Below are 15,743 nucleotides of genomic sequence, written 5' to 3'. Positions count from 1 at the left end.
ATTGCGCAGCAGCGTCAACCTACTCCCACGGCTGCCGGCTGGTGCCGATCGGCCGGGCACGCTGTCGCCTCTTCGCCCAGCGCCTTCTCGTCGGCGCGGGTTCAGCTCCACAGCACTTCCCGGGGCACACCGCCGGCCTTCTCGCAGGGGTGATCAATCGCCTCGCGATACCGCGCCCCGTTCGCGACGCTGTGGTCCGGCGGCTCAGGTCGGGGGAGCCAGGCCGGCGATGACCGATTCCGAGAGGCTCTCGGCGCGGCCGGTCGTGATCGTCACGGGGAAGAGCAGCGCGCCCACATACAGCTGTGGGCCGTCCTGCGTGAAACCGGTCCCTTGCCAGGCGCACAGAGTGCGCCCTTGGGCGACGTTCTGGCCGCAGCCGATGAAGAGTTGGAGCCGGCGGCCGTTGGCGCCGATCGTCGGCGGGGTGAACAGGTTCGTCGCTTGGAAGTCGGTCAATATGGTCCCGACGAAATTGACTCCCGCCATGGATGCCTTGGGTGTGGCGACGGCGACGGCGAAGTCGGGGGCGGAACTGCCGGTCTTTGTGTATGACGCCTGGTCAAAGGCATCCAGCTCGGCTTGGAAGCCGCCGAGTATGGTGCTGGTCAGTATCCGGGAGTCAGGTGTGGCAGCCGGCCCCGCGCGATAGTCGGTGGTCGAAGCCGGATTGTCGATGTCGACGACGAACAGGGGATCGGCGAGGCACTGTACGTCGTGTCCCGTGGAACGGGGAAGGTTCTTCGCGGCGGCATGGATTTTGTGGGCATCCTGCTCGCAGGCCAAGAACTGGGTGACCGCCCGGGCATCGACGGAGGGCGCCGCGCTGTCCGGAGTTATCCAGCCGGGCTGCGATTGGATGCCGGGAGGCGCGGAGGTGGCCTGGCTGGACGTCGGGTTCACGGTGTGTGCCGTCGAGCTCTTGCAACCCGCGAGAACGATGCAGGTCGCGGCGCATGACACGGCCGCGGCTGCTCGGGCCCGCCGGCGCCGGCCCGCCTGAGCTCGCGTCATGTCTGTTTTCGTTTCCCGTCGTCGGCGGCCTCTGGCGCCGGCGGACACGTCAGACCGCTTCTCGGTTGAAGTCCTCGAACCACGGCATCGCGGTACTGACGGTCTTGAGCTGCACACCCATGTTCTCGGCCTGGCGCAGTGCGCGGCGGGCTCGAAGAAGCCAGTCGCTCCCCGTGTGGTTGAGGTCCTCCAGCGCCGGCGCGGGCGGCCAGCCACGCGGCGGGTCCCCGCCCTGCGCGAACGCGGCGAACAGCTTCGCGCAGACGGCCTCGAACTGCCGCTTGACCTGTGGGATTCCCTGTTCGTCAATGCCGCACAAGACCGTGTTCGCAACCGCTTCAACGGCGAGATAGGACTCGCGGGTGTACATGTTGGGGAAGTTGTTCAGCTCCTTCAAGGCGCGTTCTTGCTGGGTGTTGTAATCCAGCATGGCGACGAGCCCTGCGATGATGGCCTGTGCCGCCTGCTCGTGTCGTCCGGCGACGGACAGAGCGTGAGCGAACTGGCACATAGCCAGCGCCTGGAGTTCCCGGTCGCGTTCTTCCTCGGCGAGCCGTCCGACTTCTCGGATGTCGGAGAGCACGGTGTCCATGTCGATGACGGTGCCCGCCAGTGTCATCGCGACGCGGTCGTGGATCGCCCACGCCTTTGCCCAGGCGTCGTCGACGTGCCATTCGTAGGCGCCCCGGTACAGCCGCTCGGCGTGCGGGAAGGCGGCGACGTCCCCGGACTTCCGGATGGTCTCGGCCTCCAGATGCATGGCCATGGCGTAGCAGATGCTTTCGTCGGTCGCTGTCTGCGGTGGTCTGGCGCCATGGGTGAGCGGGATCCCCTTGCGGATCACGGAGATGGCGTCACGCGCGGCTTCCCAGTCCGGGCGCGGCTCGTGGGAGTCGGGATCGGCTCCTCGCCCGAACGCGGCGTGGAAGGTCTTGACGTGGGTCAGCCACGCTTGTTCTTCGGGGATGCCGGCCGCCCAGGCCTCCCACTCCGCCATGAGGTCGCGGCAGAAGTGGTGCGAAGCCATGATCTCGAACCAGAAGAACCCTTCGAGGTACCAGCGGATCAGCCTGTTGCGTACGGCACGCCGGAATCCGCTGTCCTCGAATGCCGCGGTGTGACGGGAGTGGTGAATCCATTCCCGCAGGTCGGCCAGCCACTCGTCGCTCTCGAAGCGCGTCCAGTACAGCTGGTATCCGGCATCGACGGTGTCCTCCTGGTCGCCGCCGGTGTCTTCGGGGTCCTCGGCATCAGCGTACGAAAGGTCGATCAGCTTCCAATAGTGGCCGGCAGCCAGTTCGTGGACATGCTGGCCGGCCTCCCGCTGCTTCGCCATCTCCTCGGCGGCGACGGCGGCGACCCGGTCCAGGAGTCGGAAGCCGGGGGTTCCGGGTTGCGGTACCGCGTCCTCGTCCACCAAGTGGGTTCGGCGCAGTTGGTCATTGACCATCCGCACACTCACCCCGGTTGGCAGGACCTCGGAGAGTACCGCCTCGACCGCGGCGTTGTTCAGTCTTCGCAGCAGTGCCAGGCGTTGGACCACCCATTGCAGATAGCCGGATTCGCCGGTGAAGACGAAGCGGCTGAGGAAGTCCCAGATGCCTTTGCTGGACCCCCCGCTATTGAGGGCCCGACGCAGGTCTTCCTCGGTCAGGGCCTCGTTCAGCGCCACCTGCGAGACCAGGATGTGAATGAGCCAGGGCTCGTTGTGCGCCGCTTCGCGGATCACTGACACGACCTCGCCCCTGGAGGAGGCCGACGGCAGCAGGTCGCGGATGTCCTGGTCTTGGAACGGCCGCATGACCTCGCGGCGGATCCCGGGGGCCGTGGCCGGAGGCGACGGCTGGACCAGCATGCGGACGACGGTCCGGGGCCGCGTCAGCTCCGTGTAGCGGCGAAGCCACTCCTGGCCGGCCTGGCTGCCGGCGAACCACTCCGCGTGGTCGATGAGGGCGACCATCCGGCCGCCGTGCAGCTTGGTGCCGTTAGCCGCGATCTCCGCCAGTTCCTCAGACAGATCCCGGTCCGCCGTGTGCTCCCGCAGCGCGATGTTCGCCGATTCCTTCAGGGTCACCGAGGAGCGGTTTCCCACGTTCACGGCGATGTTCACCGGGGATGAATGCGAGGATTCGTACCGGACCTGCCGGGTCAGGTCCAGCAGTGCGTCATCGATCGACCGCCGGGCCTCGTCCCGGAGCTGCACGGCGATACTGGCGACCACCGACTCCAGGATCTTGTTCGCCGGCATCCTCCCGGTCAGATCCGCCTCGATCTTGACCAGCGTGGAGTCGGTGCGCGACCGCAGCTGGGCGTCCAGCGTGCGGTACAGGTAGTCACGGTCGCCGCTGTCGATCGCGACGATCTCCAGATCGCCCTGCGCTTCCACGAGCCGGGCGATGGCTGCCGCGCGGGCGGTCAACGGCGGTGCCACCGCCGGCGTCTGCGGAGCCTGCTGTGGCGACCGCTCCGGCGTTCGCCGGAGCCGAAAACGCAGCCTCAAGAAGTCTCCCCCTTCGGTAACCGTCCTGGGGGCGGCTGCTCGTCGCTCTCGGCGGGATCGTTTCCTGAGCCGGTCAGAGTCACCTTGTTCCGCTTGCCGACGCTGATCCGGCCTTTCCCGCGGTTGAGGCTGTTCTCCGCGGAGAAGGTGTTGCGATTGCCGATGTCCAAGGTCAGGCCGTCGTACTGGGTCCTGGGCGGCGCAGCCGCTTGTGCCGCACCGGCGTCGTCATCAGCTCCTGGTGTCCTGCCTGTGCCGCCTATGCCGTCTGTGCCACCTGTCCCGCGAGCCGCGAGTAGCCCGGACAGATAGACGAGCAGCAGCGCGGCCAGCACCGTGGCCGCCACCACCCGGTCGGCTCCGTCCGTCACCAGTACGCCCGCGCCTCCCACGATCAGCAACCCGAACGCCAGCGAGAAGGCCAACACCGGGTGGTCCCGCAGCGGCTCGAACGCCTTGCCCACCGTCTGCCACAACGAGCCGGCGCCGCCCCGGGCACCATTCGGCCCATCCGCCATTTCTCCCCCTGCCATCACAGACCATTGAATCACTTCGGATTCCGTTGTGGGACTATCCGAAAGACCTGGAAATCCCGCAGCACTCGCAGGATGAACTGGACAGATGATCGCTATGGATTTCGTTGAGCTGATCGCGGCGAGCCAACAGCTGACTATGGCATATGAGAACATATTGGTACCGTCCTTCCCCGCGGACGAGTTGTGTTCCATCGACGACATCGCCGCGCTGGCATCTTCCGGTCAGCACCTTGTCTGGGCCGCCGTGGAGCCTGACGACACCGTGGCCGCCATCGCGGTGGGCGAGTGGAATCCCGCTCCTCGCATCGTGCTGTTGTCCTACATCGCGGCCCGGCCGGGGATGCGAGGCGGCGGTGTCGGCGGACCGCTGTTAGACCGCGCTCTGGCGTGTTGGCGGGACACTTTCGATCCCTGCGCAGTCCTGGCCGAGGTCGAAGATCCACGCCATTTCACCGCGAGTGAGGACCACGGCGATCCCGCCGCACGCCTGCGCTTCTACACGCGCCGTAGCGCCCGCGCCCTGAACATCCCCTATTTCCAAGCCGCACTGGGACCGGGTAAGCAGCGGGTACGGAATCTGCTCCTCATGGTCCTCCACGCCGGCCCCTCGTTCGCCGGGCGCGGTACTGACACACTGCGCGGTGACTTCCTTCGTCAGTACATAGAGCTGTACCAAGAAGCCTGCGAAGGAGCCATCGGCACGGACCCGGAAGCGCTCGCGCTGTTCGCGGCGGTCGACCGCGCGGGCGGCGTTCCCTATCTGGACTCCTCGGCCCTCGCGCCCAGGTCTTGATGGCGTCAAGTGGAACGGCCGCTCCACAACCTGGGATATCGGAACCGGCCCGCCGCGGCGCATTCTTCCCGGCTCAACGAGATCTCATCAGACCCCGGCCTGATCGATACGCCAAAAGCACACGCAGCGTGAAGTCACCTCAACATCATGTCAGCCCGGGCGACACCACGGCCGTAGACTCGGCGGCGCTCGATCGATCACATATAAGGCTGATGACGATTGAGGGCATCCCGCATGCTGTGTGGCAAGTTTTTGTCATGTCCTCACCATCGAACCGGCCGCCCGCCACAGGAGCTGGAGCACGTGAGCGAGTCCAAGATCCGGATACTCGGTCCCGTACGGGCCGAACAGAATGGTGAGTCGCTGCGCCTCGGACCCCCGCAACAACAAGCCGTTCTCGTCATGCTCCTGCTCGCCCACGGCGGCCAGGTCTCCGTCGACTCCATGATTGACGGCTTGTGGGGTGAATCACCGCCGAAGTCGGCCGTGGGAATTATTCGAAAGTACATCTCCGGACTGCGAAAGCCGGTCGGAGCCGGGGAAGCCGGTCGGGGTTTCGCGATCGTTTTCGCCGGCAACGGTTACGTGCTCTCCGGCTCCGCGTCCGACTCCGGCGAAGGCTCCAGCCTCGACGTCGATCTCGATATCGATCTCGACCTGGACCGGTTCGAGAGCGACATCCACCAGGCGGTGGCGCTCCTGGCCGAGGAGCCCGCACGGGCGCGGGCCTTGTGCCGCAAGGCCCTGCTGCTCTGGCGCGGACCGCCGTTGGCCGGTATCACGGGTCCCTTCGCCGAGGGCGTACGCGCCCGGACCACGGAGCTCTACATCGAGGCGACGCAGACCGCGCTCACGGCCCAGGTGAACATGGATGACCAAACCGCGTGCGCGATCGCTCGTATCAGAAGACTGATCGAAGAATACCCACTCCGCGAGAGCTTGTACGAACTGCTGATGCTGGCACTGCACAAAGCCGGCCGGCCCGGAGATGCCCTCGACGCCTACACCCGCGCGCGGCGGACACTGCGCGACGAACTCGGGATCGGGCCCGGGCCCGGACTGCGTGCCATGCAGCGCCGGATCCTCGTCCGGGACGTGAGCCCCGTGGCGAACCCGGGGGCGAACCCCGCGGCAAGCCCGGTGGCGAACCTGGCGACGAGCGCCGCGCCGATCCCCGCGCAGCGGAAGCCCACGCAGTCACCGGCACAAGCGGGAAGACCGGACCCAGGGCAGCGCCGACCTCTCACATCAGCACTCGTAGTCGGTCCCCTGCCCGCGAGCCCGACGGACTTCACCGGCCGGGCAGATCTGCTCGCGGCCATCCGCCGAGAGCTCTGCGAGCCGGATGGGCCCCGCGTCGTCGCCCTGCGCGGTGGGCCGGGCATCGGTAAGACCTCCCTCGCTCTGCGTGCCGCCCATCTCCTGGCCCCCGCGTTCCCCGACGGCCAGATCTACGTGAAGCTGACCGAGCCCGACGGCGGCCCGATGTCCGGAGCGGCGGTCCTCACCGCGCTCCTGCGCGCCACCGGGTTACCCGTCGGCGAAGTTCCGCCCAATCCCGTGGTCCGGGCGTGGGCCTTGCGGGGACTGCTCGCGACCCACCGCGTGCTCGTCATCCTCGACGACGTCGACTCGGTCCGGCAGATCCAGGACGCGCTGGCCGCCCCGCCGGGATCGGCCTTCCTCGTCACCGGCCGCGATACCCTGCCCGACCTGGGCGGTGCGGTCCACCACGAGGTGCCCCGGCTCAACGCCGGCGAGGCGTTCGCCCTCCTGGAAGCGCTCATCGGTACGGCCCGGGTCCGCGAAGAACCGGACGCGGCCAGGGCCCTGGCCTCCCGCTGCGCGGGGCACCCGCCCGCCATCCGTGAGCTCGCCACCGGCCTTGCTTCCCGCCCCGGGCAACGGCTCGGATCCGCGCTGAAACACCTCAGCGCCGAGCCCGAGTTCGTCGCCGTACCCGAGCGCGTCGCCGTACCCGGCTCGGCGAACTCGGCGCCCTGGCGGACGTCGGGTTCGCCGTTGAGCCGGCCCACGCCCATACCCACGCCAGCTCAGCCCTCCCCCAGGTAGGCCTCGCGCACCCGTTCGTCCGCGAGCAGTTCGGCGCCCGTGCCCTCCACCACGATCCTGCCGGTCTCCAGGACGTACGCGTAGTCGGCCAGCGCCAGAGCCGCCTGGGCGTTCTGTTCCACCAGAAGGATCGTGGTCCCCGCGTCCTTGAGCTCGGCGACCGTCCGCAGGATCTGCTGCATCATGATCGGCGAGAGCCCCATGGACGGCTCGTCCAGCATCAGCAGCCTGGGCCGGCACATCAGGGCCCTGGCTATGGCCAGCATCTGCTGTTCACCGCCGGAGAGCAGGCCGGCCATCTGGTCGTGCCGCTCGCCGAGGATCGGAAAGCGTTCGTAGGCCTGTCGCAGGTCCGGGCCCAAGTCCTCGTTGCCCCGGATGAACGCGCCGAGCCGCAGGTTCTCCTCGATGGTCATGCGCGGGAAGATCCGCCGGGCCTCGGGACAGTGCGCGAGGCCCGCTCTGACGATGTGGTGCGCGGGGACGCGTTCCAAGGACTGGCCGGCGAAGCGGATCGTCCCGGCGGTGGGGCGCAACAGTCCGGACAGCGTACGCAGCGTCGTCGTCTTGCCCGCGCCGTTGGCGCCGAGCAGAGCCACCGTCTGGCCGGGCAGGACCCGCATCGAGATGCCCTTCACCGCCTCGACCCGTCCGTAGGCGACGTGCAGCGCCTCGACGCTCAGCAGCGCGGTCACCGGGCATCACTCGCTTCCTGCTCCGCCGTCCCGGGAGCCGTCCCGAGATAGGTGGCGATGACTCGTTCGTCGGCCCGGACCTCGTCAGGCCGTCCTTCGGTCAGCTTCCTGCCGCGCGCCAGCACGACCAGCCGGTCGCAGAGGTTGAAGATGAACCGCATGTCGTGCTCGATGACGACGACCGACAGGCCGCGCTGCCGGATCTTGAAGATGGTCTCGCGCAGCGCCAGGGTCTCGCGCGGGTTCATACCGGCCGCGGGCTCGTCGAGCAGCAGCAGACCCGGATCGCTGGCGAGCGCCCGCGCGATCTCCAGCTTGCGCTGGTCGCCGTAGGGCAGGCTGCGCGCGATGGCCGAGGCGTGCCGGTCCAGGTCCAGGAACGACAGCAGCTCGCGGGCGGTCTGGCGGGCCTCGCGCTCGGCGGCCCGGTACCGGGGTCCGCGGCCGATCGCCGAGAGCAGACCTTCCCTGGTCCGGCAGTGCCGACCGACCATGACATTCTCCAGCGCGGTCATGTTCGGGAACAGCCTGATGTTCTGGAACGTGCGGGAGATGCCGGCCTCGGCCACGCGATAGGGCTTCGGCGCGAGCCGCTGCCCGCGGAAGGTGATCGAACCGGCGGTCGGCGGGTACAGGCCGGTCAGACAGTTGAAGAAGGTTGTCTTCCCGGCCCCGTTCGGACCGATCAGGCCGACGATCTCACCGCCGGCGACGTCCAGGTCCACGCCGTCGACGGCGGTCAGCCCGCCGAAGCGCATGGTCACGCCCCGGGCCTGCAGGATCGGCTCGGAGCCCGGTGCCGTCCCGGACGCGGGCGGGTTCGCTGGCTGGATACTCATGCTCGGGCCCCGGCTTCCAACTCGTCCAACCCGTCCGACCCGTCCGCCCCGTCCAACCCGTCCGCGACCAGTTCCTCGTACGCTTCCTCGGCGGCCGTCTCCCGCTCGTGGAACTCCAGACGCCGCCGCTTGTCGGGAACCAGCCCCTCCGGCCGCAACCGCATCATCACGATCAGCGCGATCCCGAACAGCAGCAGCTGCTTGTTGTGGAAGAACTGGAGCTTGTCGGGGATCAGGAACAGCAGGGACGCGCCGAGCAGCGGCCCGCTGATGGTGCCCATGCCGCCCAGGACGACCGCCGCCAGCAGGAAGGCGGAGTTGGGCGGGGCCGAGGAGCTGAAGGTGTACTGGTCCGGGGTCACGGTCGAGGTCAGGTGGCCCTGGATGGTGCCGGCCAGCCCGGCCAGGCCCGCGCCGAGTCCGAAGGCGAGCAGCTTGAACCGGTAGCCGTGCACGCCCATCGCCTCCGCGGCGGTCTCGTCCTCCCGGATCGCAGCCCAGGCGCGGCCGATCCGGGAGTCGTCGACCCGCGCGAAGATGAAGATCACCACGGCGATGACCAGGACCAGCAGCAGGTAGTAGTTGCCGAACCGGCCGAGCGTGTGGCCCAGGACGGTGTGCGGCCGGCCGAAGTCGTAGCCGAACAGCCGCAGGTCCGGGATCCCGTACTCGCCCTCGGCGCCGTTCGTCACCTGCGGACCGGACTGCCCGTCGAGGTTGTTCATGGTGATGCGGAAGATCTCGCCGAAGCCGAGCGTGACGATGGCCAGGTAGTCCCCGCGCAGCCGCAGCGTCGGGGCGCCGATAAGGAGTCCGGCCAGGACCGACACCGCGACCCCGATCAGCGCCTGGGCCCAGAACGGCAGCACCACGTGGGCGTACCGGGAGGCCGCGGTGCCCGAGACGAGGGCGGCCGTGTAGGCGCCGACGCCGAGGAAGGCCACGTATCCCAGGTCCAGCAGTCCGGCCAGGCCCACCACGATGTTCAAGCCGAGGGCGACCGTGGCGAAGATCAGGATGTTGTCGGCCACGCTGGTGTAGGCGTCGCTGGACTGCAGGAACACGAACGACACCGCCGCGGCGAGCACCGCGCAGCCGGTGGCGGTCCGGTTGGCCGCGGTCAGGGCCGAGAAGCGGTCGAACAGACCGGAGGCGGCCAGGCCCCGGCCGGCGAAGCCGGCGCCGAGACAGAACCCGATGAACTCCTCGGAGAACCCGGTGGTGACCCCGAAGTCCGCGACCAGCAGTCCCAGCATGACCACGACGAACACCACGACGACCTGGGCCCAGCGCGGCGTCGGCCGGGCCGGGGCGGGCTCGTGGTCGTCGTCGGGCAGCAACCACGCGCCCAGAACAGCGAGCAACGCCGAGGCCCCGGCGATCCACGTCCCCGCGACGTAGTTCGCCACTCCCCCGAGCTCCCACGCGATGGCGATTACGACGTACCCGGTCGAAGCCGCGTTGGCCAGCGCCAGGCCCCGCAGCAGCCGGGCACTGCCGCGCGGCGCCATCCAGCGCGTGCCGGGCAGTCCGCCCGGGACCAGGGCCGGTGCGAGCGCCAGCAGTGTCAGTATGCTGAGAAACAGGGTGATGAGCTGGTTGCCGCCCGGATATCCGGTCACGGTCAGGTCGCCGGGAAAGGCCGTGGTCCAGGTCCACGCCAGGAAGGTGGAGCCCAGCGCGGCGGCCGAGCCCAGCGCGATCAGGCACTTGCCCACCAGCGGATGAGCGCCCTGTCCGAGGCGGCGGCGCGTGGCGCGGCTCAGGCTGGTGAGGCCGGTCGCGCCGGTCTGGCCGGTCGACAAGGAAGAGGAAGTGGTCATCGCCGCCTCACGCCCGATCCGCGACGCGTTCGCCGAGCAGCCCCTGCGGTCTGAGCAGCAGCACCAGGATCAGTAGGACGAAGGCCCAGACGTCGGCCCAGGCCTGGCCGTACTGCGCGGTGTCCCGGAAGTGCGCCAGGATGCCGCTGGACAGTTCCTCGGCCAGCCCGAGGACGATCCCGCCGAGCATCGCGCCGCGGACGTTGCCGATCCCGCCGAGCACCGCGGCGGTGAACGCCTTGAGCCCGGCGACGAAGCCCATGTCGAAGGAGATCTGGCCGTACCGCAGGCCCTGGGTGAGGGCGGCGACCGCGGCCAGCGCGGCCCCGACCGCGAAGGCGACGACGATCATCCGGTCGGGGTCGATGCCCATGAGCCGGGCGGTGTCCGGGTCCTGCGCGGTGGCCTGCATGGCCCGGCCGGACCTGGTGCGGGCGACGAACCAGGCCAGAGCGGCCATGCACACCGCCGCCGCGATCACCGTGAACAGATCGGCGCGCTGCACGAGCACTCCGCCGAGGTTGAACGCCTTGCCGCCGAAGGACGGGAAGGCGACGGGAGCCTTCGCGTTCCCGCCCCCGGGCAGCCGGTACCACAGCGAGACGACCTGTTGCAGCGCCAGCGACAGGCCGATGGCGGTGATCAGCGGGGCGAGCCGGGGAGCGGCGCGCAGGGGCCGGTACGCGAGGCGTTCGGCGCCCACCGCGGCGGCCACGGCGACCACGACGCCGCCCAGGAGCATCAGCGGCAGGGCGGCGAGCAGCGGCAGATGGGCCACGCCCGGGATCCAGGCGTACACCGTCAGCGCGCCGAACCCGCCGAGCATGAAGATCTCGCCGTGGGCGAAATTGATCAACTGGATGGTGCCGTAGACCATGGTGTAGCCGACGGCGATCAGGCCGTACATCGCACCGAGCACCAGGCCGTTCTCCACCAGCTGAAGCAGTACTGTGACAGACACGCGGGGCTATCCTTGCTTCCTTGCTTCCTGATATGCGGATGGTGAGACGCTGGGCGCGGCGGAGCGGGATCTCGCCCGGCTCGCCGCGCCCGACAGCGGTCTCAGCCGGCGAAGGCACCCGAGTAGACGCCCTGGTCCCAGGCACCGTTCTCGATCTTGTACATGGTGATCACCTTGGACCCGATGTCCCCGTACTGGTCGAAGGCGACCGGGCCGGTGGCGCCGTCGAAGGACACCGCCTGCTCGGCCTTCTCCACCTGCGAGCGGAAGGCGTCGCCGGCCGGCACCTTGCCGCCGTCCTGCGCCAGCGCCGCCTTGACCGACAAGATGATCGACTCGGCCGCGTCGTAGGAGGTGCCGCCGTAGATCGCGTACGGGGCCGGGAAGTGCGCGGCCTGGTACTGCGCGATGAAGTCCTTGGCCGACGGCAGCGCGGCCAGCGGCGCCCCGGGCACCGTCGCGAAGTCGCCGTTCGAGGCCGGGCCCGCGGTCTTGATGTAGGTCGGGTCCTCGTTGCCGTCGCCGCCCATCTCCGGGATGTTCAGCCCGGCGGCCTTGAGCTCCTTGGACAGCGGCGCCCCGGCCGGGTACTCGCCGCCGTAGTAGACCAGCTTCGCCCCGGAGCTCTTGATCGCGCTGATCACCGAGCTGTAGTCGGTGGTGTTGGCCGTCGCGGTCTGCGCCAGGGCGATCTGGCCGCCGAGCTTCTTGAACTCGGCGCTGAAGGTCTCGACCAGCCCGACACCGTAGGTCTGGCCGTCGTCCACGGTGGCGACGGTGTGGATGCCCAGGGTCTTGAAGACGTAGTCCGCGGCGAACGGGCCCTGGACCGCGTCGGTGGTGATGTCCCGGAAGAAGGAGGGGTAGGCCCGGGTCTTCGCCGTCTTCCAGTTCGGGCCCTGCGTCAGCGACGGGTTGGTGCTGGCCGAGGAGACGTCGACCAGGTTGGCCTGGTTGAACACCGACTGCATGGACTGGGCCACCGCCGAGTTGAGCGGCCCGACCACCCCGGCCACCGCCGGATCGGCCACGTAGGCCGCCGCGTTCTGCTCGCCGATGCTGGCCGAGGCCTGGTCGTCCTTCGCCACCAGCTGGAAGGTGACCCCCGGGACCGCCTGCTGCTTGTTCGCCAGATCAACGGCCAGCTGGGCCGAGTACTGCATGCCCAGGCCCAGCGCCTGCAAGCCCCCGGTCAGCGGCGCGTCCAGGCCGATTTTGACGACCGTGGCGCCACCGCCGGAGCCCGAGGCCTGGTGACCGGACTGGCTGCGACTACCGCAGGCGGTGGCGAGCCCGCAGACTCCGGCCACCGCGCCGAGCACCGCCAGGGAACGTTGAAACACTGAACTGCTCCTTCAAGCAAGGAAATGGTGAGGGAATGGCCGGCGGGCGCGAAGACTCTGCCAGCGCACCTCGCCACGGCACCGGAGAGCAGTTGTCGACAGCCCCGTCCGAAACCGACCGGCCGCTTTGCACCCGCGGGGATAGACGGGATTCGAGCTTGATCCGGACAGTAGCCGGGCTCGATTTACGGTCGATTTACGCGCTGGGCGACGGATCAGGGTTCGACTGGCCGGCCAGCTCCACCCTGGCGGCTCCGACCGCGAGTGCGGGTCCGGCCACGAGTTGAGCGCTAACTATCCGGACAGGTTATGTCCGGTATTCGAGATAGCGTCGCCATCATGACAACGAACACCGTCCAGCTGGCCTCCGTCCGCGTGATCACCGACGACCTACCGCGACTCGTCCGCTTCTATGAGGTCCTCACCGGCGCCACCCCGCAGTACCTGACTGAGGACTTCGTCGAGCTGGTGACACCGTCCGCGACATTCGCGCTCAGCACGCCGGAGCGGGTCGCCTTCATCACGGACAACCCACCGCGAGCGGCGGCCAACCGCACCGCCATCGTCGAGTTCGTCGTGGAGGACGTCGAATCCCTGCTCGCCCTCATGAAGACCGAACTCGGCGATGCCCTCGACATCGTGCAGGCGCCGACGATGATGCCCTGGGGGAACATGTCTGTTCTGATCCGCGACCCCGAAGGGTCACTCATCAACCTCTACACGCCGGTCACGCCGCAGGCGCTGCAACTGCAGCAGAACCGGACACCCAAGATGCCACCGCCCACCAACAAGGCGGACTGACCACAGACGCAGGTCGAGCACCGGTACGACGCGACCTGACGGACCTTGAACGAGGAGTCCCGGCGTGAACGGGAACCGCTGAAGGCGCCTGCCTCGCGATCGGGCGCTCCTCGTGCCGCCGGAGTCTGCGCGAGCGTCACGCGGTCCTAGCTTGAGTCGCCGCTGGGATCGACGATCGCCGCGGCGATCAGCTTCTGTCCCAGCGCGGCGACGACCCCGTGCAGAGCTTTCGGCTGCTCAATGACGAACGGTCGATCCAGAGCGGCCAATCTTCCCGCGACCCATTCCAAACGTTCGGCACGTACGAAGATTCTCAGCCAGTGACCATCTCCGGCGACGCCGGCTACCGGTTCGACCGACGCCAGCGTCTCCGGGAACAACGCTCGCACATGCATCGCGTCAGCGTCGACGAGCACTGACACCTCATGTCGCCCGGGACCCGCCGCGAGCGGGCCCACAACCCGCTGCACCGGGTTCAGGTCATCCGGCACCTCGAACGTTCCCTCCAACAGGCGCAGGCCGACGATGCGGTCCAGGCGGAACGTCCGCTCCGCCTGGCGCCCGACGTCGTGGCCGGTGAGGTAGAGCAGCCCGTGCATGGCGACGATGCCGTGCGGATGAACGGTGCGTAACCGTGCACGTCCGTGCCGCGGCATGTAGTCGAAGGCAATCGGACGCCGGTCCCCCGCCGCCCGCGCCAGTCCAAGAAGCACTCTCGCGCTTGCCTGCTCGCCACCCCCGGTGCGCTCTGCCTCGCCGATCCGACCGCCGGTGAAATTCACGGTTTCGACCACTGCGTCAATCTGTCGTGCCAGGGCCGGGGGCAGTACCCGGCGCACCTTCGAGGTGGCGGCCTCCACGTCACCGATCGAGGCCGGACCAGACCCCGACCGGCCCGTCTGCAGAAGCCCCCAGACGACCGCCAGTGCTTCCTCGTCGGTGAGCATCAACGGAGGCATCCGGTAGTGGCGCGCCAGTCGGTAACCGCCGTAACGGCCACGCACGGAATCCACCGGAATGCCGAGGGCACGCAGGTGCTCCACGTAGCGGCGCACCGTGCGTCCATCCACGTTCAGCCGCTCGGCCAGCTCAGCAGAGGTACGAGTGCCACCGGACTGCAATAACTCGAGCAACGTCAATACCCGAGCTGTCGGCCGTGCCACGTCACCCCACACCATGATCGGGCTGACGTAATCCGGCAGGGTGCCGCCCGATACCGCCACACGATCCCCTCAAGCGCCAAACGATGATCGTTCCACGGGCGGCCCGCCCGCACACCAGGACCGGGCAACACCGGCTCGATCCACAACTCATCAGAGAGCACCTCAGCACGCACCATTTGCTCATCCTCGGCCCGAGAGGTCAAACAATTAAGAGACCCGCCCTAGAACGCTAATGAAGATCTTGTGATGGGGGGCCGTCCTCGTGTGGGGCGGCTCCCTCGATCATGTGGTGGTGCTCAGTGCCCAGGTGCCGCTGGTGTGGTGGAGGCCGAGGTTGACCAGTCGGCGTAGGTTGAGGGCGGTGGCGCGGTGGTGCAGCCAGGTGTTGTTGGCGATGATGCCTCGGTAGGGGACGCGGCGGTTGCCGGCGGCGACGAGCCAGGCGATGGCGCGTTCCACCGGTGGGCGCCAGCGGCGGTATTCGGCCTGCCAGGCCGGGTCGGTCCTGGCCTGGTCGCGGGCTGCTTTGAGCACGTCCCAGTCGGGGTGGACGCTGAACACGCGGCCGGTCTTGGACTTCGTGCACCGCGCTCGCAGCGGACAATCCCGACACAGGGCCTTGAACTGTGCTTGGCGTTGGCCGTTGCGTTGTGGCTTGCCCAGGGCCTTGACGTGCCCGGCCGGGCAGGTGACGGTGCCCGCCGTGGTGTCGACGGTGAAGTCGTCGGCGGTGAGGCCGCCGGGGACGGCCTGTTGCAGCGGCGGCGGCTTGAGCACCGGGGTGTGGCCGTCGGCTTCCAGCATCCGGCGCAGCCGTCCGGTGCCGTAGGCGGTGTCGCCGAGCACGGTCAGCCCGGGGTCTTCGTCGGCCAGCAGGTGCTCGGCGACGGCGGCCTCATGATTGTCTGGGCCGAACCCGGCGGCGAGTTCGACCGCGGTGAACAGCCCGACCTCCGGCTCGAACGCGACGTGTGCCCGGAAACCCTCCTGGTGCCGGCTGCGGTTCTTGTGAATGTGTCGGGCGGCCGGGTCGACGGTGGAAACCGTCCGGTCCGGCACCGTGCGTTGCGCAATGCGCCACCGCCCGTCCCGGCCGTCCGAGCCCTCGGCCGGCTCGACGTCCTGCCCGGCCACCAGCGCCAGCAGCCCGACCGCGTCGGCGGCTCTCGGGCCCAACTCGGCCTCGGGTAGATGGCCCAGCA

The 15,743-nt window shown here is 68.8% G+C and carries 13 protein-coding genes; 3 read left to right on the top strand and 10 right to left on the bottom strand.

The genetic code is table 11. The annotated features are described in order from the left end of the window. Positions 1-204 precede the first annotated feature (204 nt). The 3 genes from KGQ19_RS09595 to KGQ19_RS09585 form a co-directional block, all read right to left on the bottom strand. A complete protein-coding gene (locus KGQ19_RS09595; RefSeq protein ID WP_212008725.1) occupies positions 205-903 on the bottom strand; it encodes a hypothetical protein in 699 nt (232 codons plus the stop codon). Between the two features lie 160 nt (positions 904-1,063). Beyond that, positions 1,064-3,445 carry an Ntn hydrolase family protein gene (locus tag KGQ19_RS09590; protein ID WP_212008724.1) on the bottom strand — a complete coding sequence of 794 codons (2,382 nt, stop codon included), beginning with the start codon at positions 3,443-3,445 and terminating at the stop codon, positions 1,064-1,066. Between the two features lie 65 nt (positions 3,446-3,510). Continuing rightward, positions 3,511-4,032, bottom strand: coding sequence for a hypothetical protein (locus tag KGQ19_RS09585; protein ID WP_212008723.1), 522 nt, complete (start codon positions 4,030-4,032; stop codon positions 3,511-3,513). 112 nt (positions 4,033-4,144) lie between these two features. Between KGQ19_RS09585 and KGQ19_RS09580 the strand changes: the two genes are divergently transcribed. Further along, entirely contained in the window at positions 4,145-4,843 is a 699-nt protein-coding gene (locus KGQ19_RS09580; protein WP_212008722.1) for a hypothetical protein, read from the top strand. A 303-nt stretch (positions 4,844-5,146) separates the two neighbouring features. Further along, positions 5,147-6,916: an AfsR/SARP family transcriptional regulator gene (locus KGQ19_RS09575; RefSeq protein ID WP_212008721.1), complete on the top strand. Its 1,770-nt coding sequence runs from the start codon at positions 5,147-5,149 to the stop codon at positions 6,914-6,916. On the opposite strand, the gene KGQ19_RS09570 is transcribed toward KGQ19_RS09575, so the two are convergent. The 5 genes from KGQ19_RS09570 to KGQ19_RS09550 all read right to left on the bottom strand — a co-directional run bounded on the left by KGQ19_RS09570 (position 6,898) and on the right by KGQ19_RS09550 (position 12,577). Continuing rightward, positions 6,898-7,611 carry an ABC transporter ATP-binding protein gene (locus tag KGQ19_RS09570; RefSeq protein WP_212008720.1) on the bottom strand — a complete coding sequence of 238 codons (714 nt, stop codon included), beginning with the start codon at positions 7,609-7,611 and terminating at the stop codon, positions 6,898-6,900. The two genes, KGQ19_RS09575 and KGQ19_RS09570, sit on opposite strands and share 19 nt — an antisense overlap. After that, complete coding sequence (locus tag KGQ19_RS09565) at positions 7,608-8,450, bottom strand: ABC transporter ATP-binding protein (protein WP_212008778.1); 843 nt, start codon at positions 8,448-8,450, stop codon at positions 7,608-7,610. Before KGQ19_RS09565 ends, KGQ19_RS09570 begins: the two co-directional genes overlap by 4 nt. Beyond that, complete coding sequence (locus KGQ19_RS09560) at positions 8,447-10,273, bottom strand: branched-chain amino acid ABC transporter permease (protein WP_212008719.1); 1,827 nt, start codon at positions 10,271-10,273, stop codon at positions 8,447-8,449. Before KGQ19_RS09560 ends, KGQ19_RS09565 begins: the two co-directional genes overlap by 4 nt. Positions 10,274-10,280: 7 nt before the next feature. Beyond that, entirely contained in the window at positions 10,281-11,234 is a 954-nt protein-coding gene (locus KGQ19_RS09555; protein ID WP_212008718.1) for a branched-chain amino acid ABC transporter permease, read from the bottom strand. Between the two features lie 101 nt (positions 11,235-11,335). After that, complete coding sequence (locus KGQ19_RS09550) at positions 11,336-12,577, bottom strand: branched-chain amino acid ABC transporter substrate-binding protein (protein ID WP_212008717.1); 1,242 nt, start codon at positions 12,575-12,577, stop codon at positions 11,336-11,338. Positions 12,578-12,916: 339 nt separating this feature from the next. Between KGQ19_RS09550 and KGQ19_RS09545 the strand changes: the two genes are divergently transcribed. Beyond that, positions 12,917-13,378 (top strand): VOC family protein, encoded by a 462-nt coding sequence (locus KGQ19_RS09545; protein ID WP_212008716.1) that lies wholly within the window; start codon positions 12,917-12,919, stop codon positions 13,376-13,378. A 146-nt stretch (positions 13,379-13,524) separates the two neighbouring features. On the opposite strand, the gene KGQ19_RS09540 is transcribed toward KGQ19_RS09545, so the two are convergent. Both KGQ19_RS09540 and KGQ19_RS09535 read right to left on the bottom strand, forming a co-directional pair. Next, positions 13,525-14,601 carry a helix-turn-helix transcriptional regulator gene (locus KGQ19_RS09540; protein WP_307856378.1) on the bottom strand — a complete coding sequence of 359 codons (1,077 nt, stop codon included), beginning with the start codon at positions 14,599-14,601 and terminating at the stop codon, positions 13,525-13,527. Positions 14,602-14,823: 222 nt separating this feature from the next. After that, on the bottom strand, positions 14,824-15,743 hold a 920-nt coding region (locus tag KGQ19_RS09535; RefSeq protein ID WP_212008715.1), incomplete at its 5' end, for a transposase.

The organism is Catenulispora pinistramenti, assembly GCF_018274385.1.
GTDB classification, from domain to species: Bacteria; Actinomycetota; Actinomycetes; order Streptomycetales; family Catenulisporaceae; genus Catenulispora; species Catenulispora pinistramenti.
Note: the sequence above shows the minus strand (reverse complement) of the source record. Positions and strands in the feature narration are given on the sequence as shown.

What these genes read in the sequence shown, in the direction of transcription:
- KGQ19_RS09585 (WP_212008723.1), bottom strand. Translation starts at nt 4,032, where the DNA reads ATGGCGGATGGGCCGAATGGTGCCCGGGGCGGCGCCGGCTCGTTGTGG.
- KGQ19_RS09580 (WP_212008722.1), top strand. Translation starts at nt 4,145, where the DNA reads ATGGATTTCGTTGAGCTGATCGCGGCGAGCCAACAGCTGACTATGGCA.
- KGQ19_RS09565 (WP_212008778.1), bottom strand. Translation starts at nt 8,450, where the DNA reads ATGAGTATCCAGCCAGCGAACCCGCCCGCGTCCGGGACGGCACCGGGC.
- KGQ19_RS09560 (WP_212008719.1), bottom strand. Translation starts at nt 10,273, where the DNA reads ATGACCACTTCCTCTTCCTTGTCGACCGGCCAGACCGGCGCGACCGGC.
- KGQ19_RS09545 (WP_212008716.1), top strand. Translation starts at nt 12,917, where the DNA reads ATGACAACGAACACCGTCCAGCTGGCCTCCGTCCGCGTGATCACCGAC.